Consider the following 24,571-nt stretch of genomic DNA (forward strand, 5'->3'; position numbering starts at 1 on the left):
CGGGGCCCTTTTCTGTTCTCGTGTTCTTCCCCCCCCCCCCCCCCCCGCCTCCCCCCCCCCCCCCCCCCCCCCCCCCCCCCCCCCCGAGCCAGAGTGACGGACGGCGGAGCAGATCGCGGGGACCGAACGCCACCGCGGCGACCAGTACGACGGCCCAGAACGCCCCGACCAGGAACTTCGTGTTCAGCGCGAATCCGGTCACCACGCCGCTCCAGAGCAAGAGCCTGTCCGCGCGGATCCGTACCCATCGGACGAGCAGCCAGAGCAGCAGCGTCCACAGGAACGGGTCGATCGTGCTGGTCGCCAGATAATGCCCGCTGCCGAGCATCTGGAGGGACACCGCGAACGCCGCCGCCGCGATCATCTGCGCCCTGCGGCCGCCGCCCAGCTCCCTGGCGATCAACGCGGTGAGCACGACGCCCGCGACCATCGCCAGCATCGCCGGGATCCGCAGGACGAACGGCGAATCGGCGCCGAACGTGTCCATCAGCCGCGCCAGGAGTGGCAACAACGGCGGCTGGTCGGCATACCCCCAGTCCAGATGCCGGCCGGCCGCCAGGAAGTACAGTTCGTCGCCGAAGTAGCCGTAGCGGCCGGCCGTCGCCGCGAGTACCGCCCCCATCGCCCCGGCGATCGCCAGCACCGGTGTCCTCGCGAACGGCGCGACTTCCGTGCGTTCTCCCGCACCGGACCGTTCCCGGAGTCCCTCGGTCTCGATGACCACGGGTATCCGCCCCCTCTCGATCGGTTTCACGCGTGATCGAGAGTCCCGCGTGGGCGCTCTCCCGGTAATCCGGCGGCCGGTCGGGATCCCCTCGCCCAAAGGATGAGCCGGAATCAACCGAACGATGGATGACGGCCGGTCAGTGCCGTCGCCAGCCGAGCACGATGTCCTTTGTGGACAGCCAGCCACGCAGGTCGTGGCCGTGGGTGGCCAGCCCGTCGACGGTCGTGTGACTGACGGCGAGCGCGCGCTCGCCGTCGGCGGGGGAGATCAGCCCGCCGGTGACCGCGGCGAGGAGTTCGTCGGTGTCGATCACCTGGACGGATTTCTTGTCCCGCAGGACGAGGTCCAGATAGAGATCGGTGGCGACCCAGACGCCGTCCTCGCGGCGGATGTCGACGACGTCGAGGTAGAAGTCCTGATCGCGTTCGTGCCCGGGGGTGAACCAGAAATCGGTGACCCGGAGGCCGAGCTCCGGCAGCAGCCAGGACTCGATGTAGTGGAACTGTGCCCGCCCCGGGGCCGGCCGCGCCATGTAGAGGCCGAAGGGCTCTTCGCGGTATTCGTCGACGTCCCTCACGACGCCCTTGGGATCGGTGTTGGTCTTCGCGGCCGGGTCGAAGTACTCGACCTTCGGCGGGTGCAGCGCGGTCATGCGCCCATCTTGGAAGGCGCCGACGCTCACGAACACCACCCAACCGGGTGGACGATCACGGTTTCGCGGTTCCGGCGAAGTAGCGCCGCACGGCCGGATAAGGTGCGCTGGTTCCGCCATAAGGGTGAGTGGGAGTCGAAGTATGTTCGGGATCATCAGGCCGTGCCGCCACCGGCTTTCCGCGGGCCTGCACGCGGACTGGCTCGCCCATCTGTGCGGCCTTTGCCTGGCGCTGCGCGACGAACACGGACATCTCGCCCGAATGGTGACGAACTACGACGGCTTGATCATTTCGGCGCTCGTCGAAGCCCAGTCGCCGCGTGCGGAGGGACGGCGCGACGCCGGTCCTTGCCCCCTTCGAGCGATGAAGGGAACGTCGGTCGCGAAGGGCGGCGGAGCCCAGCTCGCGGCGGCAGTCTCCCTGGTGCTGGCTTCGGCCAAGATCAGTGACCACGTCGAGGACCGTGACGGCGCCTTCGCACGACGTTCCGTCGCTCTCGCCGCGAGGCGGGTCGCGACGCGATGGGCGGATCAGGGGAGCCGTACGGGGATCCGGGTCGGCTTCGACACGGCGATCCTGACCGAGGCCGTCGACCGGCAGGCCGAGATCGAGAACGCCGTCCGACTCGGTGATTCGGCCGTACTCGCCACCGAACCCGCAGAACTGGCGACGGCCGCCGCGTTCGCGCACACCGCCGTGCTGGCGGGCCGTCCGGAGAACGCCGCGCCGTTGGCCGAAGCCGGGCGCCTGTTCGGCAGGGCCGCGCATCTGCTGGACGCCGTCGAGGACCTCGCCGAGGACGAGGCCGCCGGCGCGTGGAACCCGTTGACGGCCACCGGGACCGGGCTCGACGAGGCTCGGCGGCTGTGCGACGACGCCGTACTCGGTGTCGAACTCGCCCTCCGTGAGGTGACGTTCGATCAGCCCAAGCTGGTGCACGCCCTCCTGGTCCACGAACTGCGGCAGGCGGTGCGACGCGCTTTCGGGCACAACCTCACCGGCCATGGTCACGACCCGAGGCAGCCGCCGCCGGGCTGGATCGGGCCCGGGCCCCGGCCGCAGCAGCATCCCCACCAGCCCTATCCGCCCCAGCAGTACCCGCAGAGCGGTCACCGGCCGCCGCCTCCGCCGCCGGGCGCTCCCGGTGGCGGAGGCCCGCCGCAGGAGCCGCCGAAGAAGAAGCGGAAGCACGGCGGCGCGCCGACCGACGGTCAGGGGGGTTGCTGCTGGACGCCGAAGTTCCGGGTGCCCGCTCAGCCGAGGGGGTTCTTCTTCGGTTGCGCGGTGGCGACCTACATGTGCTGTTCGTGCCAGTTCTGCTGCCGGGACCCGTTCCCCGGGGCGTGGAGCGGGAAGCCGCACGAGGCCTGGTGCAACAACTGTGACGGTTGTGACTGCTGTAACTGTTGTGACTGTTCCTGCTGATCCGACCAGGCGAAACGGAAACTGTCGGACCCAGCGCCTACTCTGAAGGACGTGGCTTTCGCAACCGAACACCCCGTGCTCGCCCAGTCGGACTTCCGTCCCGTCACCGATGTCCCCCGGACCGGTGGCCGGTTCGAGGTGGTCAGCGAGTACAAGCCCGCCGGTGACCAGCCGGCGGCCATCGACGACCTCGAACGCCGGGTCAACGCGGGCGAGAAGGACATCGTGCTGCTCGGCGCCACGGGTACCGGTAAGTCCGCGACGACGGCGTGGCTGATCGAGCGCGTCCAGCGTCCGACGCTGGTGATGGCGCCGAACAAGACGCTCGCCGCGCAGCTGGCGAACGAGCTGAAGGAGCTGTTCCCGCACAACGCGGTCGAATACTTCGTCAGTTACTACGACTACTACCAGCCCGAGGCGTACATCGCGCAGACGGACACCTACATCGAGAAGGACTCGTCGATCAACGACGACGTCGAGCGGCTGCGGCACTCGGCGACGATGAACCTGCTGTCCCGGCGCGACGTCATCGTGGTCGCGAGTGTCTCGTGCATCTACGGCCTCGGTACGCCTCAGTCGTACCTGGACCGCTCCTCGAAGCTGAAGGTCGGCGAGCAGCTCGACCGGGACGTCTTCCTCCGTGCGCTGGTGGACGTGCAGTACACCCGCAACGACATCGCCTTCGCGCGCGGCACCTTCCGTGCCCGCGGCGACACGGTCGAGATCATCCCGGCGTACGAGGAGCTGGCGATCCGCGTCGAGTTCTTCGGCGACGAGATCGAGAAGCTGTACTACCTGCACCCGCTCACCGGCGACATCGTGAAAGAGGTCGACGAGGTCCGCATCTTCCCGGCGACGCACTACGTCGCCGGACCGGAGCGGATGGAGAAGGCCATCCACAGCATCGAGGCGGAGCTGGAGCAGCGGCTCGCGGAGCTGGAGAAGCAGGGCAAGCTGCTCGAGGCGCAGCGGCTGCGGATGCGCACCGCGTACGACATCGAGATGATGCGTCAGGTCGGGTTCTGCTCCGGCATCGAGAACTACTCGCGGCATATCGACGGCCGTGACGCCGGCTCCGCGCCCGCCACCCTGATCGACTACTTCCCGGACGACTTCCTGCTGGTCATCGACGAGTCGCACCAGACCGTCCCGCAGATCGGCGGCATGTACGAAGGCGACATGTCGCGGAAGCGGAACCTGGTCGAATTCGGGTTCCGGCTGCCCAGCGCGGTCGACAACCGGCCGCTGACCTGGGAGGAGTTCAGCGACCGGATCGGGCAGACGGTGTACCTGTCGGCGACCCCGGGACCGTACGAGATGGGTCAGGCCGGCGGCGAGTTCGTCGAGCAGGTCATCCGGCCCACCGGCCTGATCGACCCGAAGGTGGTCGTGAAGCCCACCGAGGGCCAGATCGACGACCTGGTGCACGAGATCCGCGAGCGGGCCGAGAAGGACGAGCGCGTCCTGGTCACCACACTCACCAAGAAGATGTCCGAGGACCTCACCGACTACCTGCTGGAGCTGGGCATCCGGGTGCGGTACCTGCACTCCGAGGTGGACACGTTGCGCCGGGTGGAGCTGCTGCGGCAGCTGCGCGCGGGCGATTACGACGTGCTGGTCGGCATCAACCTGCTCCGTGAGGGTCTCGACCTGCCCGAGGTCTCGCTGGTCGCGATCCTCGACGCGGACAAGGAGGGCTTCCTCCGCAGTGGCACGTCGCTGATCCAGACGATCGGCCGCGCGGCGCGAAACGTGTCGGGCGAGGTGCACATGTACGCGGACAAGATCACCGACTCGATGAAGCACGCCATCGACGAGACCGATCGACGCCGCGCCAAGCAGGTCGCCTACAACGAGGAGCGCGGCGTCGATCCGCAGCCGCTGCGGAAGAAGATCGCCGACATCCTGGACCGCGTCTACAGCGAAGCCGAGGACACGGAGTCCGTCGCCGTCGGCGGTTCGGGCCGGAACGCCTCACGTGGCAAGAAGCCCGAGCAGGGCGATCGCGTGCGCAGCTCCGGGATGCTCGCGGACAAGAACGTCGCCGGAATGCCGCGCGCCGAACTGGCCGACCTCATCCAGCAGATGACCGACCAGATGATGCAGGCCGCGCGCGACCTGCAGTTCGAACTGGCCGCCCGGCTGCGGGACGAGGTCTCCGACCTCAAGAAGGAGCTGCGCGGGATGGACGCGGCCGGCATCAAGTAGCCGCGTTTCGTCCTCTGATGGCGATCCTTGCGCGTGCAAGTACCGCCATCAGAGGACGAAACGCGTGAGGTGTCAGAGGCGACGGCGTTCCAGCATGGTCAGGTCGGCGTCGAAGTCCGGGAACCCGGCGGGCGCCGAAAGCGTGCTGACGCCGGGCGAAACCGGGGGCAGCCCGGCCCAGCGCCGTACGGTGTTCGTCGCTTCGGCGGCCTGAGCCGCGGGAAGCTGCGAGATCCGGGCGCCGTGGTTCCCGCCCTGCACCGTGTAGCTGTAGGAATCCTTCGTGCCGAAGCCGAGCCGGAACGGTTCGGCACTCCACGGGTCGTTCCCGCCGTAGACGAACATCAGCCGCTTCCCCTGCGTCTTCACCCAGAAGTCGATGTCCGGCATCGCCAGGTGGTCGAACCGCGGGACGTCGACGGACTTCGGCACGAACGTCCGTGACACGTTGGCGCCCGGGTAGCGCAGCAAATCCCGGAGATAGCCCTCATAGGACTCGGGGGCGCCGAGCTGGTAGGACGCCTGGAAGTAGTAGGGGACATAGATTTCGAGGTTCTGGTCGGAGTAGGTGTTGAGGCTCTCGACGCGTTCGAACCAGGCGTAGACCTCGGCCGCCGGAGATCCGGCCTTCGGGATCGTCGCGCAGTCCGCCTGCTTCTGGTACTGCCAGAAGGCGAAGTACGAGTCGATCACCGAGATCTCCAGCGACACGTCGGCCGAGCCGACGGTCTTGAACGTGTAGCCGTTCTTGGCCGCGTCGGCGGCGGCGAGCGCCGCGAACTCCGAACGCCGGGTCAGCACGTCACGCTGGATCGCCTTCAGCGCCGAACGGCAGGCCGGATCATCGCCGACGTCGGCCAGGAACCGGTTGTAGCGGTCGTGCCAATTGATGACGTCGTTGGGCGCGACGTAAGGGATCGTCGCGTCGACGTCGTCCGGGAAAAACCTACGGAAGTAGGTCGCCGTCATCCCGCCCTTGCTGCCGCCGGTCGCGAGCCACTTGCCGGGGTAGATCCGCTTGAACGCCTCGACGGCACGGTGCTGGTCGGCGGCGGCTTGCCAGATCGTCAGCTGCTTGCCCCAGTCCGGATGCTCCGGCCGGGAGGGGGTGAAGAAGCGGTATTCCATGGACAGCTGGTTGCCGTCGACGAGCTGCGTCGGCTCCGAGCGGTTGGGCGATTGCGAGACGTTGTACCCGCTCGTGTACACCACGGTCGGCGAGCGGAATTCCTTGTGCAGCAAGGTGAATCGCTGCTGGAAGGTGCCGCGGTCGGGCCTGCGGTGGTCGACCGGCTGGGTGTAGGTCAGGTTGAAGAACCGGTATCCGGTCGGCGCCGGATTCTCCGAGACGACGGTCAAGCCGGGGATCCGGCCCAACGCGTCTTTGACGTCCTCGGGTGCCGCCTGCGCGACCGGGGTGAGCCCGGCCAGTGCGAGAACGGTGATCGCCAGAACCGACCACGCGGCCGTGAGCTTCCGCATCCATGCCCTCCCCATCGGGACCTGTTGAGCGGTCGGATACTCACAGAGTCGCCGCCGGTGGGCAATCGGCTATCCGGTCGAGCCCGAAAGTCAGGCCCGGCCGCGCAGCACCCGGTCGACGTAGGCCTCGATGGCCGCGAGTGCCTCGGGAGAGCTCCACAGTTCGAGGACGTGGGCGTCGTCGCCGGTGCGGTGTTCGGCGATCCGCTCGTGGAAGGGCCGATGCAGCTGCGCCTTCGTGTGCGCGTACGCGGCCGCGGGGATCTCGGCGAGCTTCTTGGCCAGCTCAACCGCTCGCGGCAGCACGGTCTCGGGCGCGGTCACCTCGTTCACCAGGCCGAGCCGGAGCGCGTCCGCCGGCAGGTGGGTTTCGCCGAGGAACGCGAGTTCGGCGAGGACGTCGGCGCCGAACCCGGAGCGCAGGATCTCCAGCGCCGACAACGGGAACGGCACACCGACGAGGAGCTCGGTGATCCCGACCCGGCTCGGACCGTCGGCGAGGATCCGGCGGTCACAGGCGGCGGCGAGCACCGCCCCGCCCGCGATCGCGTGACCGTTGACGGCCGCGACCACCGGTCCGGGGAAGCCGAACACCGAGAGGAAGGCGTCCGACAGGGCGGGCAGGAAGTCTTCGAGGTAGTCCGCGCCGCCGTCGTGCACCCGCCGCAGGTCGACCCCCGCCGAGAAGATACCGCCGGTGCCGGTCAGCACGACACCCCGATAGCCGCCGAGTTGCACGTCTTCGAGCCGGAGGATCAGTTCCTGGCAGAACTCCGTGTCGAGGGTGTTCGCCTTGCCGTGCCGCAGGGTGACGACGGCGATGCCGCCTTCGTCGTCCACGTGGATCGAAGAGGTGGCCATGGGCCGACCGTACCGGAGCCGGCGGAGATCCACACTGGACGGCTCAGTCCGCGAGGCGCACGGTGATGGTCGGGCTGTAGGACCGCTTGCGGTTCCAGCCGGTCTCGGCGCCGATGCTCAATAGGATGGCCCGGTCGGCGGGGGACCAGTAACCGGTGCGGACGAAGTACGCGTCCATCGCGCAGAGCCTGCTGCTGGACTTGCGGCCGCAGATGGTCTCCCAGCCCCAATGCCTGCCGCTCTCCTCGACGCCGTTGCGGCGGACGAACAGATGCGGGTTGCCGATGTCGCGGCAGTAGGCGCCGCCCTCGGAGATGTAGAGGACCCCGTCGATCTTGTAGAACCGCTTGTTGTCGAGGAGCGTCACCTGGCCCGAGACGGCGAATCCGACCCGGCCGCCCTTGCCGGAACTCATCGTCCAATCAAGAGAGAATTCCTGGACCGGGATCTCGATCGACTGGGTCATGGCGTGAGTCCCCGCTTTCTTCTCGCGTCGGCACCTTTCACTGAAGATAAGGATTTCCCGGAGGTCTCCGAAGATCAAAGCGAGGTTTTCACCCGATGAGTCGATGGTCGGAAATCGATGTTCTCATGCGCATGAAACACCGGTTACCGGCGCCAACGGGTGAAGGTCGCCACTGCCCGTGAAAACCGGGGCCCACCGGGGAAGACATTTTCGTCTTCTCGGTGGACCCCGGTGTTTTTCCGGTGCGGAAACGCTCTCAGCTGGTGATGTCCTTCGTCGCGAACCGGCGGCCTGCCAGCAGGAAGAACACCGTGCCGTACAACGCCGCCGACACCATGCCGTTGGCCATGTTCGTCCAGTCGATGTCGGTCGAGATCAGATCCATCCACGAGAACGCGAAATGCGTCGGCAGATAGTCCCGCAGACCTTCGAGCGCGGTGATCTGGTCGAGGATCTGCGAAACGATGGCGACGATCACCGCGCCGCCGACGGCGCCCAGCGGGGCGTCGGTGGCGACCGAGAGCAGCATCGCCAGCCCGGCCACCCACGCCAGCTGCAGGATGATGTAGATCGTCGCCAGCCCCATGGCCACGAGGCTGTCGCCGAACGACACCGCGTCCCCGGTCGGGCTGATCGCGTCGCCCGCGCCGTACCAGACGACGCCGACCACCAGCGACACCAGCGGTAACAGGATCAGCGCGGCCGCGGAGAGGATGCCGGAGACGATCGCCTTCTGCCGCAGCACCCGATGCCGGGGGACCGGCATCGCGAGCAGGTACTTCAGGCTCGACCACGAAGCCTCGCTGGCGATCGTGTCGCCGTAGAACAAGGCCACGATCATCGGGAGCAGGAACGTCCCGGAGACGAACAGCGCGAGCACCACGAAGTTCGGCGCGCTCGCGGTGGCGAGGTCGACGAAGCCGCCGCTGCGGCGGTTCGGGCTGGCCTGCCCGATCTCGAACGCGATCACCAGGATGAACGGCAGCAGCGCGACGAACCCCAGCATGAGCTGGGTCCGACGGCGTTTGAGCTGACGTTTCAGTTCGACGCCGAGCCGCAGCGTCCGGTCGGCGCGGTAACCCGCCACCGCCCCGTCCGGGCCGACCTCGGTCGGTTCGTGCGACGCGACCTCGGTCAACTCCAGCAGTGCCGCCGGATCGGTGTGCACGCCGTGATCCGCCCGGGTCGCCGGGCCGGAACCATTGGTTTTACTCACCCTTCGAGTCCTCTCCGACCAGCTGCAGGAACGCGTCTTCCAGACGGCGCCGCGGCCCGGCCTGCTCGACCGCGACTCCCGCCCGCACCAGAACGGCGACCGCTTCGGCGCGCGCGAGACCGTCGAGATCCGCGTGGACCAGTTCGCCATCGACGTCGACGCCGGAAACACCGCCGACTTTCCGCAGCGCTTCGGCCGCTTCGGCGGGCTTGTCGACGCGGAACGTCGCCTCACCGCTGGACGCGGCCAGTTCGCCGACCTCACCCGAGGCGACCAGCATGCCGCGGTGCATCACGACCACGTGCGTACAGGTCTGCTCGACCTCGGCCAGCAGATGGCTCGAGACCACCACGGTGCGCCCGGTCGCCGCATAGCGCTGGAGCACCTCGCGCATCTGGTGGATCTGTGGCGGGTCGAGTCCGTTGGTCGGTTCGTCGAGCACCATGAGCTCCGGCAGGCCGAGCATCGCCTGCGCGATCGCGAGCCGCTGCCGCATGCCCTGGCTGTAGGTGCGGACCCGCCGGTTCACCGCGTCGCCGAGTCCGGCGATCTCCAAGGCCTCGGCGAAGTGCGCCTTCTCCCTCGGCCTGCCCGTGCTCGCCCAGTACAGTTCGAGGTTCTCCTTGCCGGACAGATGCGGCAGGAAGCCCGAACCCTCCACAAAGGACCCGATCCGGGACAGCACCGGCGCGCCGGGCGCGATCAGATGGCCGAAGACGCGGATGGTGCCCGCGGTCGGCGTGATGAGCCCCATCAGCATGCGCAGGGTGGTCGTCTTGCCCGCGCCGTTCGGTCCGAGCAGGCCGAGCACCTGACCGGATTCGACGCGGAACGACAGATCCTTCACCGCGACGAAACCGCCCGCGTAAGCCTTGTGCAGACCGTCGATCACCAGCGGTGTCTTCGCCAGGCTCTCGTCGACGTCGTGGGCACGGCGGCGGCGGAACGCGGCGATCACGGTGATCGCGATGCCGGCGAGCAGCGTTCCGGCGATCCCGAGCAGCTGCGCGATTGGCGCGCCCGCGCCGACCGAGGTACCGGGGACGACCGGGACGCCGAGCTGCCCGCCGTCCGCCAGTTCGATACGGAAGACCGCGGGCTCGACCGGTGTCGAGAACGCCTGATCCGTCGTGCCGACGACCAGCCGGAGCGTGTGCCCGGCCTCAAAGGGCCGCACGATGCCCGGCAGGGTCACCGTCACCTCGACCGGGCTGCCGTCGGTGGGCAACCCGGAAACGCGGAACGGTGCGACGGCGCTGGCCGGAAGCGTGCGAACGCCTTCCGAGTTGACGTCGTAGAGCTTCGCGAACAGGACGGCTTCCTTCTGAGGTGCCGTGGCGGACGGATCCGCGGAAACCCGTAGCCGGACCGTGGACGAACCGGCCACGATCGTCTGCGCGTCGAGGGGCGGCGTCGCGAACTGCGCGGCCTGCCCCGGCGGGTCCAGACTGAACAGTCCGGACAGCCGGGACGAACCCGCCACCGCCCCGTTCAGTCCGGGGATCCCGCTCACCGCGGCGGGATTGCCGCCAGCGGGCCGGACGACCGGCTGGGCCGGGCCCGCCAAGGTGAACCGCCGCCGTTCGGTGGCGTCCCCGGTGGCTCCCGGGTACGCCGGCGCGGTGACGGTCCGGACCGAGGGGGCGCCGTTGGCTCGCAGCGTTCCCTGGATGTCGTAGCTGAACCCGGTGCCGGGGTCGGTGCCCTGGCCGGTGAGCGAGAACTCGAGGAAGTCGGCGATCTGCGCCCGCAGCTTCTGTCCCGGCTTCCCGCCGTCGTGGCCGCCGGTGTACCAGATCGTGCGGACCTTGCCGCCCGCCGCGCTGATCTGCCGGGCGGTCGCGTCGGACTGGTCCAACCCGAACAGGGTGTCGCTTTCGCCCTGCACCAGCAGGGTCGGCACGGTGATCTTGTCCGTCACGGACGCGGGGGAGACGCGGCGGAGCAGGTCGACGGTCCGCTGGCTCGCTTCGCCGGTGGTGGCGAGCTCGGTGTAGGCCTGGCAGACCTCCGCGGTGAACCGTCCACAAGGGTCGGCGGGGCCGGACGGCGGCCGCTGCCCGTTCGGGCCGCCGAGCTGCAGGGACTGTGCGGCGGCACCCGCCGCGCCCGTGCCCTGTGCCGCACCGGACTCGCTCGTCTCGTCACCGGCTTCCGGGGCGTCGTTCGCGGGGGAGCCGCTCTGCGCGGCGCCGGAACCGGCGGAGAAGAAGATGCCGGCCCACGACTTCTTGAAGACGCCGTCGGCGGTGAACGCGCCGGCGGCGGGGGTGGTGGCGGTCGGCGGCGAGGCCGAGGCTGCGTTCGGGAAGAGTCCCTGGGCGAGGTCGTTGTAGGTGATCACCGGCGCGATCGCGTCGACCCGCTTGTCGGTCCCGGCGAGCAGCAGCGAGAGCGCGCCACCGTACGAAGCGCCGGACACGGCCACCTTCGGGTCGCCGTTTTCGCTGAGGACCTCCGGCCGGGCGGCCAGGTCGTCGATCAGCTTCCGGGCGTCGGCGACTTCCCGGTCGGGGTCGTTCAGCGCGATCTTCCCGGTGCTGCGGCCGAAACCGCGTGCGGACCAGGCGAGCACGACGAAGCCCTTTTCGGCGAGTTCGCGGGCCTCGGTGGCGACACTGTTCTTGTCACCGCCGAAACCGTGGGCGAGCAGGACGGCCGGAGCGGGTGTCCGCTCGGGGAAGTACGTGGTCGTGTCGATCTTGACGACTTCGGACGAACCCGGGGTTTCGGGCAGGTCGAGGGTCGCTTCCTGGGTTTTGACCGCGGACGGGGCGGGTTCGCTGTTCGTCCACACGACGGCCGCGGCGGCCAGGACCATCACGACCGCGGCGAGCGCGATGAGCTTCGCGCCTCGCGTACGAGGGAGCGGGATTCGGGGCACGGGACGACCGTATTTCACCGAACCTGAGAGTCGCTTTGCCGGCACACGCGGACCACACAAGCGTGCGGTTGGGTCGTCACCGGAACGGGTATCCGACGTGGGAGAAGAGGTGGATGTGACGGGAGTTACGCCATCATCTTGGTGACAAGGGCAACCTTAACTGGCGTCAGACGTACAGACAGGTCAAACTAAACCGGCTGTGAGGGGAGTATTCCTTCGCGGCGGTGTCGTCAGCACGGTGGTCTTCGCGGGCCCCCGGCACCGTCGGCCGGTTTCGCACCGGCGGAAGAGACCTCCGGTTAGTTGCTGCTGTGCACTATCCGGAGGGTTGGTTACATGTCTGTTCCCCTGTGGCTATGGATCGCCACGGTCGGCGGTCTGCTCGCGCTGATCGCACTCGACCTGGTCATCGTCGATCGCAAGCCGCATGAGGTCACCACCGGCGAAGCCGCCCGGTGGGTCATCTTCTACATCGCCGTGGCCATCGCGTTCGGCGTCGGCGTCTGGGTCTTCGCGGGACACGATTCGGGTGTCGAGTTCTTCACCGGGTACATCACCGAGTACTCGCTGAGCGTCGACAACCTGTTCATCTTCATGATCATCATGACGTCGTTCAAGGTGCCCGCGATCCATCAGCACCGGGTGCTGCTGATCGGCATCCTGCTCGCGCTCGCCATGCGCAGTGTGTTCATCGCCGTGGGCGCCGCGTTGATCGCGCAGTTCGTCTGGGTCTTCTTCCTCTTCGGCGCCATCCTCATCTGGACCGCGATCAGCATGGTCCGCAACAAGGACGAAGAAGAGGAATACGAGGAGAACGCGCTCACCCGCTGGGTGCGCAAGCTCTTCCCGGTCACCGACGAGTGGCACGGGCACAAGTCCTTCGTGAAGAAGGACGGCAAGCGCTGGATCACCCCGATGTTCCTGGTGATCGTCGCGATCGGCAGCGCGGACCTGCTGTTCGCCGTGGACTCGATCCCGGCGATCTTCGGCATCACGCAGGAGGCCTTCCTGGTCTTCACCGCCAACGCGTTCGCGCTGATGGGCCTGCGTCAGCTGTACTTCCTGCTCGGTGGCCTGGTCACCAAGCTGGTCTACCTGTCCTACGGCCTCGCGGTGATCCTCGCCTTCATCGGCGCCAAACTGTTCCTGCACGCGCTGCACGAGTACCACGTCGTGCCGGACTGGCTGGACATCAACAACTGGGTCTCCCTGGGTGTCATCGTCGTTGTCCTGACGGTGACGACGGTGGCCAGTCTCGCGAAGGCGAAGAAGCTGGAAGCCGCTGAGCAGCAGTCTTCGATCAGTAGTTAGAGGTGCTAAGGATCGGGTACCGTCGGGGCCGTGCGTCCCGTTGACATCGAAGCCCTGACGGCCCCCGGTATCCCCGCGTTGCGCGGCGACCTGTTGCTCACCGCGGTGAGCAGGCCCGATCTGAAGACGAACAGCTACCGCGGCGGCCTGCGCAGGGTCGAGCAGGACGGTGGCGGCGAAAGTGCTTGGACCCAAGGGACCAAGGACTCCGCACCCGCCATCTCCCCGGACGGCCGGTGGGTCGCCTTCCTCCGGGCGGGGGAGGGGGCCGGGCGCGCGGCGAAGCCGCAAGTGCACGTGATCCCCGCGGCAGGCGGAGACGCGAAGCGGATCACCGACCTCCCCCTCGGCGCGAGCGCCCCGGTCTGGGCACCCGACTCCCGCCGGATCGCCTTCGTCGCCCGCGTGCCCGAGCCGGGCCGCTACGGCACGGAGAACGCGGACGGCGAAACACCGGAGCCGGGCGAAGAAGCGCCGCGGCACATCACGAATCTCTTCTACCGGCTCGACGACGCCGGCTTCCTCAACGACCGTCCACAACGTCTGTTCGTCGTGGACGCCGTCGCCGCGTTGGCTCAGGACGCGCCGGCCGAGCTCACCCCGCTCACCGACGACCGCGCCGCCGTCGACCATCCCTCGTGGACGGTCGACGGCGAGCACGTCCTGATCACCGCGCCGCGTGACTGGGCCGCCGAAGACACCGTTCGTTCGGACGTCTACGCCGTGCCCGCCGATGGTGGCGAACCCCGGCTGCTGGTCCGGACCCTGGGCACCGCGGACCGGCCGGTCGCCGCCCCGGACGGTTCGATCCTGTTCTACGGCACCGAATTCCCCTGCCTGGAGGACGTCGCCCGCAACACCGGGCTCTGGCACGCGCCGTGGCCTTCCGGTGACGAGCCCTCGCCCGCGCGGCGGCTGACCGACGTCGAAACGGTGGACTGCGACAGCGCGGCGAGCCTTCCGGTCGTCCTCGGCGACGAGGTCCTCGTCGTGGTCCGCGCCCGTGGCTCCGCCGAGCTGTACGCCGTTCCCCTCGACGCGGAGCTCGCCGAGCTGAAGTCGTTGCGCTACCTGGCGGGCGAGCGCGCCGCGGTGACGTCGTTCGCCGTCGACGGCACGCGGATCGTCGCGGTGATCGGGACACCCGAGAGCTCCGGTGACGTCGTGCTGCTGTCGGACGAGGGCCCCCGCGTGCTCACCGACTACTCGAAAGCCTTGCGGGACACCGGGATTCTGCCGTTGGAGGAGCTGAACACGACCGCGCCCGACGGCTACCCGGTCCACGGCTGGATCGTCCGGCCCGAGGGTGAGGGGCCGCATCCCGTGGTCGTGATGGTCCACGGTGGACCGTTCGCGTCGTACGAATGGAAGGTCTTCGACGAGGCTCAGGTACTCGCGGAAGCGGGCTACGCCGTCATCCTGGGGAACCCGCGCGGTTCCGCCGGCTACGGCGAAAGCCACGGCCGGAGCATCGTCCACGGCTTCGGCACGGTGGACGCGGACGATCTGCTGGCACTGCTGGACGAGGCGCTGAAGCTGTCCAGTTTGGACAGTGATCGGGTCGGCGTCATGGGCGGCTCCTACGGCGGTTTCATGACCGGCTGGCTCGCCGCGCACCACGGCGGCCGGTTCCGCGCCGCGTGGAGCGAGCGCGCGGCCAACGCCTGGGACTCGTTCGTCGGCAGTTCCGATATCGGCTGGTTCTTCGCCGGGGGTTACGTCGGCGACGACCTCGAAGAGCAACGCAAGCGCAGCCCGCTGACCTACGCGGGGAAGATCGACATCCCGTTCATGGTCGCGCACTCCGAGCAGGACTGGCGATGCCCGCTGGAGCAGGGGCAGCGGATGTACGTGGCGCTGCGGCAGAACGGCGTCCCGGCCGAGTTCCTGCTGTTCCCCGGCGAGGGGCACGAACTCACGCGCTCGGGGCTGCCGCGACACCGGGTGCAGCGGTTCGACGCCGTGCTGGAGTGGTGGGGGCGCCACCTCTGATCTTTCGGCCCCTGGCGTGCCATGAACGGTCCGTTCCTTGCAAATTTTGCAAGGAACGGACCGTTCATGGCATTCGGGTCAGCTGAGAAGCGTGTAGTTCAGCTCTTCGCACACCCGGCCCAGCGGGACGTCGAGCCCCGGATGGTCCAGCGGGAGCAGCACGTCCGGCGCGACCGGCAGCGAGTTCCCGGCAGGTGGATCCCACAGCGCGAGCGCGGGGCCGCCGGAATCCATGGACGATCGGTACCAGACACCGTCGAGGTCGCCGAAGGCGGCGCGGATGGCACGCGCCCACGCTTGGGTGATCTTCTTCGGACCGCTGGAGATCTCCTGCGAGGCGCCGACGCGGGTCGGCCACAGGCCCGCCAGATCGAGCAGCCGCAGCGTGCGGGTCGGCCGGACGACGACCAGGCGCGGACCGCGGGATTTGCGGTCGACCGTCGACGTGGTCTGGAAGACCTCCGCGATGCTCGTGCGCACGGTGAGGCCGAAGTACAGGACACCGTTCCCGGGGTCGGTGACCGGGCGACCGCCGCGACCGGGGGTCTGCGGGTCGAAACGGCCGTGCGGGAGCGGGCCGCTGTAGCGGAACGAATTCCACTGCTGGGGGTGGTTGCCGTGCGCGGTGAAGATCCTGACCAGCCTGGTGCCGGGGTGCACCGTCACCACGTCGTTGGTGCGGTGCAGCTCCTTGACCAGGACAGAGCGTGCGGGCGGCAGGGGGAGCCGGGCCATACCTCGGGAGTCGTCCGTCCTTGTCGGGTGATCTTGCTCGGTGGGGTCAGCCTACGGCCTACCCCCGACTGAAATTTTCCGTCGGGCAAGACACCATAGCGTCTGGGGGTGAACCCGCGTCCGCGATCGCGTCGGCAGGGCGCTGCCTGGTCAAACCACTCACGTTCGCGCTCGACGGCGCCCTGCCACCGATAGCGGGGCCTTCGGCCGGGCGGGTTCACGCGTCGTGGCCCTTTCCGACTTCATCCTCGGCTCCGCCGGCAAGCCATCAGAACGGCGAACCCAGCGTGGCCACCAACTTGGCGACGTGCTCGGGATCGCCGCCGGAGAGGAGCCATTGGCGCGGGGTGGCGGGATGATCGTTGATCACCAGATCGGCCTGCGGGGTGCTCATGAACGCGGCGACGACGAGCGCGGGCTGGTCCTCGGGGACGGAGCGCAGCACGACCTCCAGGCCGGGCAGCACCCCGGAGCCGGCGAACTGCCAGGCGGGCAGCCGCCAGCCCTGGTCCTTCCAGCCGGTGAGCCTGCCCTCCTTCAGGCGGTGCCTGATGCGGCTGTCGTCCACGCCCAGTGCCTTCGCCGCCTCCAGCACGCTCAGCGCGGAATCGGCGAGTACCGCGTGCGCGGCGACCGTGCGGGCACGGAAGTCCGGCTCGTCCTCGCCGCGCGGGGAGAGATCCAGGCCGACGTCGGTGAGCGCGGCCCGCTGGTCCGCCGAGAAGTAGTGCGACGGATCGGGATTCGGTGGGGTCAGCCTCCGCGCCGCGTCCTCGACGAGGTTCAGGAACTCGTTGGCGTCGACCTTGAGGCCCGCCTTGGCGAGAACGTTCTCGAGCGCTATCGACATAGCGCCTAGGGTAACTCGTCTGTGCGGGTTCGTGCGGTCTCATCTTGAATTCGTGGGTGAATTCACCAGAGATGAACACAGAGTGCACGGAATCAAACACGCGCAGTAGCAATTTCGCCATAGTCTGCCCGGATCGGGCGAGCTTGTCCAGGACTTCGGCTTGACAGGTCGTAAGTAGGAATTTACCGTCCGAAAGGTAAACGATTTCTTCCCACCACTTCGGAGAACCCGGCTGGTGTGGGGCCGGCTTGGGGGAACAAGGGGGTGGGGCGTTCCTGGGCGGCCGGTGTGAACCGGTCGCCCAGGCACGTCGTGCACCGGGATCTCCGGTTTCAGCCGCGCCGTGAACTCCGGCGCACGATCAGCTTCGCCTGCAGCGTGGTCGTCGTGGCCTTGCGCGTGCTGTCGCCGATCCGGGCGAGCAGCAGTTCGGCGGCGACCTTGCCCACCTCGTTCGCCGGCTGGGCGACCACCGTCAGCGGCGGGTCGATCAGTGTCGTCCAGGGCGCGTCGTCGAACGACACGATCCCCACGTCCTTCCCCGAACGCAGGCCGCGTGCCGCCAGCGCCTCCAGAACGCCGATCGCCATCGTGCTGTTGCCGACCAGCAGCGCGTCCGGCGGCTCGGGCTCGTCGAGCAGGCTGAGCGCGGCGAGCCTGCCGCCCTCGGCGCGGAATTCGGCCCGCCGGGTGAGCGCGTTCTCCTCCCCGACGGCGTCGGTGTAGCCCGCCAGCCGGTCTTCGGCCGTACGCACCCCGGCAGGGCCGCTGACACAGGCGACGCGCCGGTAGCCGCCGTCCAGCAGGTGCCGCGTCGCGTCGCGGGCGGCGAGCCGGGTGTCGACCAGCACCTGGTCGCCGGTGTTCTTCAGCAGCGGCCGGTCGACGGCGACCACGGGCGTGCCGCGCTCGGTCAGCCTGTCGACGTTGGTCGCCCGGCCGGTGGGGGAGAGCACCACGCCGGCGACCCGTTCCTGCAGGGCGACGTCGATGTAGCGCCGCTCCTTCTCCTCGTTGTCGTCGGCGTTGCACAGCACCACCGAATAGCCCGCGGTCTGCGCGATGTCCTCCACGCCACGGGCGATCGCGGTGAAGAACGGGTTCTCCACGTCGGAGATGATGAGCGCGAGCACCGCGGTCTCCTGACGGCGTAAATTCCTCGCGAGCCCGTTCGGGTGATAGCCCAATTCCGCGGCCGCCGCCTGCACCCGTGCCGCGAGTACCGGGTCCACAGTGGACTTACCGTTGAGCGTTCTCGACACGGTCGCCGTCGAAACCCCGGCCTTCGCCGCCACGTCGTTGATGGTGGCCACCGTGACCTCCCCTTCTGCAGGTGTCTTGACACCTTCGCACGGGAAGAATAGCTTGACCGACAATCGTTACCATCCGCCGATCGCGCTACTCGCGCGGAGAAGTGAGGACGTGCCGTGGGCGACCCGGGCCTGGTGCTCGGCATCGACATCGGCACTTCGAGCTCCAAAGGCGTCCTCGTCGATTCCCGGGGCACCGTGGTGGCACGGGTTTCCCGGCCGCACGACACTTCCCGGCCTCGTCCCGGCTGGTACGAGCACGACGCCGAAACCGTGTGGTGGCAGGATTTCCTGGCACTGACGAGAGAACTTTCCGCCGGCGCCGGGGATCATCCCATCATCGGAGTGTCGGTCAGCGGGATCGGACCGGTGCTGTTGCCCGCCGACGCATCCGGGAAACCGTTGCGCCCGGCGATCCTTTACGGCGTCGACACCCGCGCATTCGACGAAATCCGCGAACTGAACCGGGAATTCGGTGAAGAATCCATTGTGGAACGCGGCGGGAGCGCGCTGAGTTCGCAGGCCGTCGGACCGAAATGGCGCTGGCTGGCCAAGAACGAACCGGAAATGTTCGAACGGGCGGAACTCTTCCTGATGGCGAGTTCGTTCCTCGTGCTGCGGCTGACCGGTGAGTACGTCCTCGACCACCATTCCGCGAGTCAATGCGACCCGATGTACGACCTTCGCGAGGCCCGCTGGGCGCCGGACCGCGTCGCCGCGATCACCCCCGGCATCGAGCTGCCCAGACTCGCGTGGCCGACCGAGGTGGTCGGCTCGGTCACCGCCGAAGCGGCCGCCGAAACCGGCCTGCCGCAGGGGATCCCGGTGACGGCGGGCACGGTGGACGCCTGGGCCGAGGCGACCAGCGTCGGTGTCACCGCACCCGGGGACACGATGCTCATGTACGGCACCACGATGTTCCTGATCCAGACGCTCGCCGCTCCCCGCCCCGCGCCGGGGTTGTGGGCGACCCGCGGCGCCTTCCCCGGCACCTATTCGCTCGCGGCGGGGATGGCCACGTCCGGGGCGATCACCGACTGGTTGCGGGATCTCGTCGGCGGCGATTTCGGAGAACTGGCCGCGGCGGCGGGCGAGGTCCCGGCGGGCAGCCGCGGGTTGTTGCTGCTGCCGTATTTCGCGGGAGAACGGACACCCGTGCCGGATCCGGCCGCGAGGGGCATCATCGCGGGGCTCACGATCTCCCACGATCGTGCCGATCTGTATCGCGCGGCGCTGGAAGGCACCGCGTACGGGGTGCGGCACAACCTCGAAGCCATGCGGGAAGCCGGTGGGGGCACGCGCCGGTTCGTCGCCGTCGGCGGAGGGACGCGGGGCGGCGTGTGGACGCGGATCGTCAGCGACGTCGCGCGGATCGACCAGGAGATCCCTGAGGAGACCATCGGCGCCGCGTTCGGTGACGCCGTCCTCGCGTCCTTCGCGCTGGGGCGCGAGCCGGATATCGAAGCCTGGAATCCCGTCGCCGAGATCGTCCGCCCCAGCGCGGACGCCGATGTCTACGACGAGTTCTATCCGCACTACCGTGCCCTGTACAAGTCCACAGTGGACACCGCTCACTTCCTGGCGCGGAAGAATTCCCTCGCCTTCACCCCGGAGAATTCCCGGCAATCCCGGCTCAAATGAGCTTGATCGGCGTAGCCGGCCGAGAACGCCAGTGAGGCGAGATCCGGCGCTGACCCCGCGAGACCGATGGCGCGCTGGAACCGGCTGACGCGCAGGTAGGTCGCCGGGCCGTAACCGACCGCGCGGGTGAACCGCCGCCGCAACTGCCGTTCCCCGGTGGTGAAGCGCTCCAGTGCGGCCGAAACCCGGGGAACGCCGCTGTCCAGCCTGGCGATCAACGCCGAGATCTCCCGGTCGGCTCGTCCGGCCCGGCGTTCCCTGACGACGTCTGTCAGCGAAGCGTCGCCGGAGAGCACTCGCTCGGCCAGCAGTTCGCCTTCCCTGCCCCAGAGGTCACTCAGGAGGACACGCTGATCGCGTAGTTCGTCGGAGCCCAGCCCCAGGACGTCACCCGCCCTGCCGGGCGCGAACCGCACTCCACGAGCCTTGGCGCCGGGCGGGGTCTCCCAGGTCCAGGCGGTGGTATCCGGTCCGGCGACGAAGACCTCGCCGCCGCTCTCCACCAGATCCAGGCAGCCGTCGGGCACGATCCGCTTCGGCGCCTCGCCGGCGTCCTCCCACAGGCAACGCGCCACGCCGCCCAGCTCGCCGGGCGCCTTCGTCTCCCGATACACGGATGCCATGATGCACCCGGGCCACGACAGAATCAGGCCGCGCGGACGGCCGAAGCGTGCGCATGACCTGTTACACCGCCGACCACCGCGGGAAGTCCGCGCTCGGCCGTGAGATCGCGGAGATGGCCTGCTCGCCGACGCGGGGCTCGTCGAGTGAGGTCATATCACTCAAAGTGAGCTGTTCGGCTCACTGCGTTTACGCCGATTGCCTCATGACCAGGTACTGTCCACTCACTGGGACACCCAATAGGGTGAATATCGGGTTTCTTCCTGATAACGGCTAACGCGGAGTCACGTTCGAGCGAGAAAGTAGTCGACGCACTCGACGGAAGTGCGCTCGGACGAGAGAAGACCTCTCCATGGGTGTTCCCACCGCGACCCCTCCGGCATCGGCGCCGGAGCAGGGTGCCCCCGGCAGGCTGAAGCCGCTGGGGACGGTCGTGGTCGTGCTGGGCGTGATGGCCGTCGCCGTCACACTGACCAGTTACGTGCTGCCGAAGGCCTCCTCGCGGCCGGTGCAGAGCCCGCCCGCGCCGCAGGTCGAACAGGCCGCGGCCACCGTGCGCACCGTGCTCCACTCGGTCGTCTACGAACTTTCCGGCGCGGAGGGCGCCCAGAACGTCACCTACGTCGCGCAGGGGTCGGAACTCATGCAGAAGACCGAGGTGACGGCGCCGTGGAGCACCACCTTCGAGCGCGAGAGCCAGGAAGGCCGCGACGAGTTCTACAGCCTCTCCGCGCAGGGGTCGGGCAGCGGCGCGCTGCGGTGCCGGATCCTCGTCGACGGTGAGGTCGTCAGCGACCGCACGGCCCCCGCCGCGGGCGCTCCGGTGACCTGCACGTCCTGACCCCGGCTCTGCGGCAGGATCATCCGCATGACGGATGGTGCGATCGCGTTCGGCCCGGTGCTCGCCGTGGTCCTGGCCGTGCTGGCGATCTTCGGCGCGGCCGTGGTGCGGTTCGGGCGGCTGGGACAGGGCAAGGCGGTGCTGTTCGCCGCCGCGCGCGCCGTCGTCCAGCTCGCCGCCGTGTCGCTGGTGATCGTCGGAATCCTGAAATCGGGCTGGTTGACCGGCGGTTTCGTGGTGCTGATGTTCGTGATCGCGGCGGTCACCTCCGCACGCCGGATCGGCGTGGCGAAGGATCTGGCGTGGGTCGCGCTCGCCATCGCCTCCGGGGTGGTGCCGGTGCTGGCGCTCGTACTCGCGACCGGGGTGGTCCCGTGGCGGCCCATCGCGGTCGTGCCCATCGCCGGGATCGTCATCGGCGGCGCGATGTCCGCGACCTCTCAGGCGGCCAGGCGCGCCCTGGACGAACTCGTGTCCCGGCACGGCGAATACGAAGCCGCGCTGGCGCTGGGGTTCTTGCGCCGCCCGGCCGCGCTGGAGATCTGCCGCCCCTCGGCGGGGCAGGCGCTGATCCCCGCCCTCGATCAGACCCGGACGGTCGGCCTGGTGACCTTGCCCGGCGCCTACGTCGGTGTCCTCCTCGGTGGCGCCGGGCCGGTGCAGGCCGGGGTGACCCAGGTGCTCGTGCTCATCGGGCTGCTGGCCGCGGAGGCCGTCGCGGTGCTGGTCGCCGTGCACCTGGTCGCGGACGGCCGGATCAGCCGAAAGGCGACTGAAGATGCGACGTGTCGTTGAACCGCCGCACCATCCAGTTTTCGCCCGACACCACCAGATGGGAGATCGAGCCGTTGTCCGCGCCGAGGAAGGCGAACCGGTTCTTCGCTGCGCTGGCTTGCGCGAAGACCTCGCCGATGACCCCGCCGTGGGTGAACACGGCGATCCTCCGGTCCGGGTTGGCCGCCGCGAGCCTGCCGATGGCCGCCCTGATCCGGCCGCCGAACGACTCCATCGTCTCCGCGCCCGGGATGACGTCCCAGCGTTGCTCGCGCCACAACTCCTCGACGATCGGGTGACCTTCGTGGGTATAGCGCCGGAAAAGCCCGTTCTCCCAGTCGCCGAGGTGGATCTCCCTCAGGTCCGGTTCGACCTCCGGCGTGAGCCCGAGCTTCGCCGCCAGCGGTGCCGCGGTTTGCGGCGTCCGGCGCAGCGTCGTCACGTACAGCGCGGAGATCCGTTCGTCCGCCAGACGGCGGCCCACCCGCTCGGCGTGGTCCCTGCCCTCCGGCGCGAGGTCCGGATCGGCCTGCCCGTCGACGAGGTCGAACGGCGCGCTGCCCTTCGCCGGGGCCGATTCTCCGTGGCGGACAAGGAAGATCTCGGTCGCGCCCGGGGGAGGTGAGAACCGGTGCTGGCGGTATTCGACTTCCTGCTCAGGGGTGCTCATGCTTCGGACCCTACCGAGCTAGCCCAGCTGTTTGTCCACGAAACACCAGCGCCAGGTCTCACCGGGTTCGTGGCTGCGCATCACCGGGTGCAGGGTGTCGTGGAAATGCTCGGTCGCGTGCTTGCCCGGTGAGGAGTCGCAGCAGGCGACGTTCCCGCATTTGACGCATTCACGCAGGTGCACCCAGGTCATCCCGTTCTCCACGCAGACGGCGCACTCGTCCGGGGAGTCGGGCTCGACCGCGGGCCACTCCTTGGTCAGATGTTTGCACGATCCCGCCGTCGCGGCGGGGGTGCGCAGTTCCCGATCGGAGTCCGGCACGGTCTCTTCCTCCCTGTCCAGCATGGATTCCTCGATGTCGAGGCGTTCGAGGATCCGGCGCAGGACATCATCATCGGCCATGCCGGAGTCACGCGCCTCCAGGAACTTCTCTCGTTCGACTTCGAGCAGCCGCAACCGCAGCCGCCGATAGGCGTCGCTCGGGGTTTCGGTCAGCGTGCTCTGCCTGCCGAGCTCCTCCCACGCCGAGTCCGAGCGGTGCTGGAGCCGGCTGCGCAGGCGTTCGACGATGTCTTCCGGGTCTTCCGGAGTCCGGATCTTCTCCAGCTCTTCGAGTGCGGCCCTGGTCATGTCCTGGAGCACGGCCGCCTCCTGCAACGCGTCCTCGCCCCGGTCGGGCGGCGGCAGTTTCAGGCGGCGGACCAGCACCGGCAGCGTCGTCCCGTGCAGCAGCAGCGTTCCCGCCACCACGACGAACGCGACCAGTACCAGCACGGCCCGTTGCGGGGTGTCCGCGGGCAGCACGAACGCCGCCGCGAGCGTGACGACCCCGCGCATCCCCGCCCAGGCGATCACGGCCGAGTACCGCCACGGCCAGGCGTGCCGGCGGAACAGCCGCCGCGCCAAGCCGATGCCCACCATCCAGACGATGCGGGTGACGATGGTCGCGGCCAGGGTGGCGGCGCAGATCAGGACCAGTTCCAGCGCGGTCAGCCCGCTGTCGCCGACCTCGGTCATGATCCGGCGGACCTGGAGCCCGATCAGCAGGAAGACGATGTTCTCCAGCAGGAACTGGATGGTCTGCCAGTTCAGCCTGCTCGCCAGCCGGGAGCGGCCCGAAAGCATGCTCGGCGACTTGTGCCCGAGGATCAGCCCCGCGACGACCACGGCGATCACACCGGAACCGTGGATCGCCTCGGCGGCCAGATAGGCGACGAACGGGACCACCAGCGAAAGCGCGGTGTCGGTGACCGGATCTTCGAGGCGAGTGCGGATCAGCGCGGCGAGCGCGCCGACGGCGAACCCGATCACCAGCCCGCCACCGGCGGCGAGCAGGAAATCCCCGCCGACCTGCAGCAAGCTCACCGAACCCGCGATGGCCGCGATGGCGGTCCGCAACGCGACCAGCGCGGCCGCGTCGTTGAACAGGCTTTCGCCCTCCAGCAGCCTGGTCAGCTTGCGCGGCATCCCGACCCGGCGGGCGACGGCGGTGGCCGCGACCGCGTCGGGCGGCGCGACCACCGCGCCGATCGCGAGCCCGGCGGCCAGCGGAAGACCGGGGATCACCAGCCACGCCACGAAACCGACCGCGGCCGTGGTGAAGATGACGAGCCCCACCGACAGCAGCAGGATCGGCCCGCGGTTGCGGCGGAAGTCGATCAGCGACGTGCGGATCGCGGTGGCGTACAGCAGCGGGGGCAGCAGCCCCAGCAGCACGACCTCCGGATCCAGTTCGTACTCCGGGACGCCCGGCACGTACGAGGCGACGACCCCGACCGCGATCAGGCACAGGGGCGCCGACCAGTCGAGTTTCCGCGCCGCGGCGGTGACCAGGAGGACGGCCACCACCAGTGCCACGAGTTCTACCGCGATCTCCACGCCACTCATCATCACCCGGAAGCCTC

At 68.9% G+C, this 24,571-nt stretch carries 20 protein-coding genes; 7 read left to right on the forward strand and 13 right to left on the reverse strand.

Features of this window, described 5'->3' with window-relative positions; all coding sequences use genetic code 11:
* Together ACZ6DT_RS14095 and ACZ6DT_RS14100 are read right to left on the reverse strand one after the other, a co-directional pair.
* Positions 1–724, reverse strand: a 724-nt coding sequence (locus tag ACZ6DT_RS14095) for a glycosyltransferase family 39 protein (protein WP_465593733.1), incomplete at its 3' end; no start/stop codon positions are given.
* A 139-nt stretch (positions 725–863) separates the two neighbouring features.
* Positions 864–1,379: a ribonuclease FAU-1 family protein gene (locus ACZ6DT_RS14100; RefSeq protein ID WP_465593735.1), complete on the reverse strand. Its 516-nt coding sequence runs from the start codon at positions 1,377–1,379 to the stop codon at positions 864–866.
* A 142-nt stretch (positions 1,380–1,521) separates the two neighbouring features.
* On the opposite strand from ACZ6DT_RS14100, the gene ACZ6DT_RS14105 reads away from it, so the two are divergent.
* Together ACZ6DT_RS14105 and uvrB are read left to right on the forward strand one after the other, a co-directional pair.
* A complete protein-coding gene (locus ACZ6DT_RS14105) occupies positions 1,522–2,805 on the forward strand; it encodes a DUF5685 family protein (protein ID WP_465593738.1) in 1,284 nt (427 codons plus the stop codon).
* A 51-nt stretch (positions 2,806–2,856) separates the two neighbouring features.
* The gene (uvrB, locus tag ACZ6DT_RS14110; protein WP_465593740.1) at positions 2,857–5,013 is read left to right on the forward strand and encodes an excinuclease ABC subunit UvrB; all 2,157 of its coding nucleotides are present in this window, start codon (positions 2,857–2,859) and stop codon (positions 5,011–5,013) included.
* A gap of 72 nt (positions 5,014–5,085) precedes the next feature.
* Here uvrB and ACZ6DT_RS14115 read toward each other — a convergent pair whose 3' ends face one another.
* The 5 genes from ACZ6DT_RS14115 to ACZ6DT_RS14135 all read right to left on the reverse strand — a co-directional run bounded on the left by ACZ6DT_RS14115 (position 5,086) and on the right by ACZ6DT_RS14135 (position 11,922).
* Positions 5,086–6,495 carry a S28 family serine protease gene (locus ACZ6DT_RS14115; protein WP_465593743.1) on the reverse strand — a complete coding sequence of 470 codons (1,410 nt, stop codon included), beginning with the start codon at positions 6,493–6,495 and terminating at the stop codon, positions 5,086–5,088.
* Between the two features lie 90 nt (positions 6,496–6,585).
* On the reverse strand, positions 6,586–7,356 hold the full coding sequence (locus tag ACZ6DT_RS14120) for an enoyl-CoA hydratase/isomerase family protein (RefSeq protein WP_465593746.1): 771 nt from the start codon (positions 7,354–7,356) through the stop codon (positions 6,586–6,588).
* Between the two features lie 43 nt (positions 7,357–7,399).
* Positions 7,400–7,822 carry a hypothetical protein gene (locus tag ACZ6DT_RS14125; protein WP_465593749.1) on the reverse strand — a complete coding sequence of 141 codons (423 nt, stop codon included), beginning with the start codon at positions 7,820–7,822 and terminating at the stop codon, positions 7,400–7,402.
* Between the two features lie 256 nt (positions 7,823–8,078).
* On the reverse strand, positions 8,079–9,038 hold the full coding sequence (locus ACZ6DT_RS14130) for an ABC transporter permease (protein ID WP_465593752.1): 960 nt from the start codon (positions 9,036–9,038) through the stop codon (positions 8,079–8,081).
* On the reverse strand, positions 9,031–11,922 hold the full coding sequence (locus ACZ6DT_RS14135) for an alpha/beta fold hydrolase (RefSeq protein WP_465593755.1): 2,892 nt from the start codon (positions 11,920–11,922) through the stop codon (positions 9,031–9,033). Before ACZ6DT_RS14135 ends, ACZ6DT_RS14130 begins: the two co-directional genes overlap by 8 nt.
* 336 nt (positions 11,923–12,258) lie before the next feature.
* Here ACZ6DT_RS14135 and ACZ6DT_RS14140 point away from each other — a divergent pair, with 336 nt between their 5' ends.
* Positions 12,259–13,233: a TerC family protein gene (locus ACZ6DT_RS14140; RefSeq protein ID WP_465593758.1), complete on the forward strand. Its 975-nt coding sequence runs from the start codon at positions 12,259–12,261 to the stop codon at positions 13,231–13,233.
* A gap of 30 nt (positions 13,234–13,263) precedes the next feature.
* On the forward strand, positions 13,264–15,225 hold the full coding sequence (locus ACZ6DT_RS14145; RefSeq protein WP_465593761.1) for a S9 family peptidase: 1,962 nt from the start codon (positions 13,264–13,266) through the stop codon (positions 15,223–15,225).
* Between the two features lie 78 nt (positions 15,226–15,303).
* Here ACZ6DT_RS14145 and ACZ6DT_RS14150 read toward each other — a convergent pair whose 3' ends face one another.
* The 3 genes from ACZ6DT_RS14150 to ACZ6DT_RS14160 all read right to left on the reverse strand — a co-directional run bounded on the left by ACZ6DT_RS14150 (position 15,304) and on the right by ACZ6DT_RS14160 (position 18,123).
* Entirely contained in the window at positions 15,304–15,960 is a 657-nt protein-coding gene (locus tag ACZ6DT_RS14150; RefSeq protein ID WP_007028108.1) for an RES family NAD+ phosphorylase, read from the reverse strand.
* Between the two features lie 268 nt (positions 15,961–16,228).
* Positions 16,229–16,810 (reverse strand): DNA-binding protein, encoded by a 582-nt coding sequence (locus ACZ6DT_RS14155; protein WP_465593764.1) that lies wholly within the window; start codon positions 16,808–16,810, stop codon positions 16,229–16,231.
* Positions 16,811–17,142: 332 nt separating this feature from the next.
* Positions 17,143–18,123, reverse strand: coding sequence for a LacI family DNA-binding transcriptional regulator (locus ACZ6DT_RS14160; RefSeq protein WP_465593767.1), 981 nt, complete (start codon positions 18,121–18,123; stop codon positions 17,143–17,145).
* A gap of 114 nt (positions 18,124–18,237) precedes the next feature.
* On the opposite strand from ACZ6DT_RS14160, the gene ACZ6DT_RS14165 reads away from it, so the two are divergent.
* Complete coding sequence (locus tag ACZ6DT_RS14165; RefSeq protein ID WP_465593770.1) at positions 18,238–19,761, forward strand: FGGY-family carbohydrate kinase; 1,524 nt, start codon at positions 18,238–18,240, stop codon at positions 19,759–19,761.
* Here the strand turns inward: ACZ6DT_RS14165 and ACZ6DT_RS14170 are convergent.
* Complete coding sequence (locus tag ACZ6DT_RS14170) at positions 19,692–20,384, reverse strand: AraC family transcriptional regulator (protein ID WP_465593773.1); 693 nt, start codon at positions 20,382–20,384, stop codon at positions 19,692–19,694. The genes ACZ6DT_RS14165 and ACZ6DT_RS14170 overlap by 70 nt on opposite strands.
* Before the next feature lie 350 nt (positions 20,385–20,734).
* Here ACZ6DT_RS14170 and ACZ6DT_RS14175 point away from each other — a divergent pair, with 350 nt between their 5' ends.
* Both ACZ6DT_RS14175 and ACZ6DT_RS14180 read left to right on the forward strand, forming a co-directional pair.
* On the forward strand, positions 20,735–21,223 hold the full coding sequence (locus ACZ6DT_RS14175; protein WP_465593776.1) for an MmpS family transport accessory protein: 489 nt from the start codon (positions 20,735–20,737) through the stop codon (positions 21,221–21,223).
* Positions 21,224–21,250: 27 nt separating this feature from the next.
* Entirely contained in the window at positions 21,251–22,018 is a 768-nt protein-coding gene (locus tag ACZ6DT_RS14180) for an ABC transporter permease (RefSeq protein WP_465593780.1), read from the forward strand.
* On the opposite strand, the gene ACZ6DT_RS14185 is transcribed toward ACZ6DT_RS14180, so the two are convergent.
* On the reverse strand, positions 21,981–22,667 hold the full coding sequence (locus ACZ6DT_RS14185) for a histidine phosphatase family protein (RefSeq protein WP_465593783.1): 687 nt from the start codon (positions 22,665–22,667) through the stop codon (positions 21,981–21,983). The genes ACZ6DT_RS14180 and ACZ6DT_RS14185 overlap by 38 nt on opposite strands.
* An 18-nt stretch (positions 22,668–22,685) precedes the next feature.
* The gene (locus tag ACZ6DT_RS14190; RefSeq protein ID WP_465593992.1) at positions 22,686–24,554 is read right to left on the reverse strand and encodes a Na+/H+ antiporter; all 1,869 of its coding nucleotides are present in this window, start codon (positions 24,552–24,554) and stop codon (positions 22,686–22,688) included.
* Positions 24,555–24,571 lie beyond the last annotated feature (17 nt).

This window comes from Amycolatopsis sp. NPDC041971, assembly GCF_055588925.1.

What these genes read in the sequence shown, in the direction of transcription:
- ACZ6DT_RS14100 (WP_465593735.1), bottom strand. Translation starts at nt 1,379, where the DNA reads ATGACCGCGCTGCACCCGCCGAAGGTCGAGTACTTCGACCCGGCCGCG.
- ACZ6DT_RS14105 (WP_465593738.1), top strand. Translation starts at nt 1,522, where the DNA reads ATGTTCGGGATCATCAGGCCGTGCCGCCACCGGCTTTCCGCGGGCCTG.
- ACZ6DT_RS14115 (WP_465593743.1), bottom strand. Translation starts at nt 6,495, where the DNA reads ATGCGGAAGCTCACGGCCGCGTGGTCGGTTCTGGCGATCACCGTTCTC.
- ACZ6DT_RS14120 (WP_465593746.1), bottom strand. Translation starts at nt 7,356, where the DNA reads ATGGCCACCTCTTCGATCCACGTGGACGACGAAGGCGGCATCGCCGTC.
- ACZ6DT_RS14125 (WP_465593749.1), bottom strand. Translation starts at nt 7,822, where the DNA reads ATGACCCAGTCGATCGAGATCCCGGTCCAGGAATTCTCTCTTGATTGG.
- ACZ6DT_RS14140 (WP_465593758.1), top strand. Translation starts at nt 12,259, where the DNA reads ATGTCTGTTCCCCTGTGGCTATGGATCGCCACGGTCGGCGGTCTGCTC.
- ACZ6DT_RS14150 (WP_007028108.1), bottom strand. Translation starts at nt 15,960, where the DNA reads ATGGCCCGGCTCCCCCTGCCGCCCGCACGCTCTGTCCTGGTCAAGGAG.
- ACZ6DT_RS14155 (WP_465593764.1), bottom strand. Translation starts at nt 16,810, where the DNA reads ATGTCGATAGCGCTCGAGAACGTTCTCGCCAAGGCGGGCCTCAAGGTC.
- ACZ6DT_RS14170 (WP_465593773.1), bottom strand. Translation starts at nt 20,384, where the DNA reads ATGGCATCCGTGTATCGGGAGACGAAGGCGCCCGGCGAGCTGGGCGGC.
- ACZ6DT_RS14175 (WP_465593776.1), top strand. Translation starts at nt 20,735, where the DNA reads ATGGGTGTTCCCACCGCGACCCCTCCGGCATCGGCGCCGGAGCAGGGT.
- ACZ6DT_RS14180 (WP_465593780.1), top strand. Translation starts at nt 21,251, where the DNA reads ATGACGGATGGTGCGATCGCGTTCGGCCCGGTGCTCGCCGTGGTCCTG.
- ACZ6DT_RS14185 (WP_465593783.1), bottom strand. Translation starts at nt 22,667, where the DNA reads ATGAGCACCCCTGAGCAGGAAGTCGAATACCGCCAGCACCGGTTCTCA.
- ACZ6DT_RS14190 (WP_465593992.1), bottom strand. Translation starts at nt 24,554, where the DNA reads ATGAGTGGCGTGGAGATCGCGGTAGAACTCGTGGCACTGGTGGTGGCC.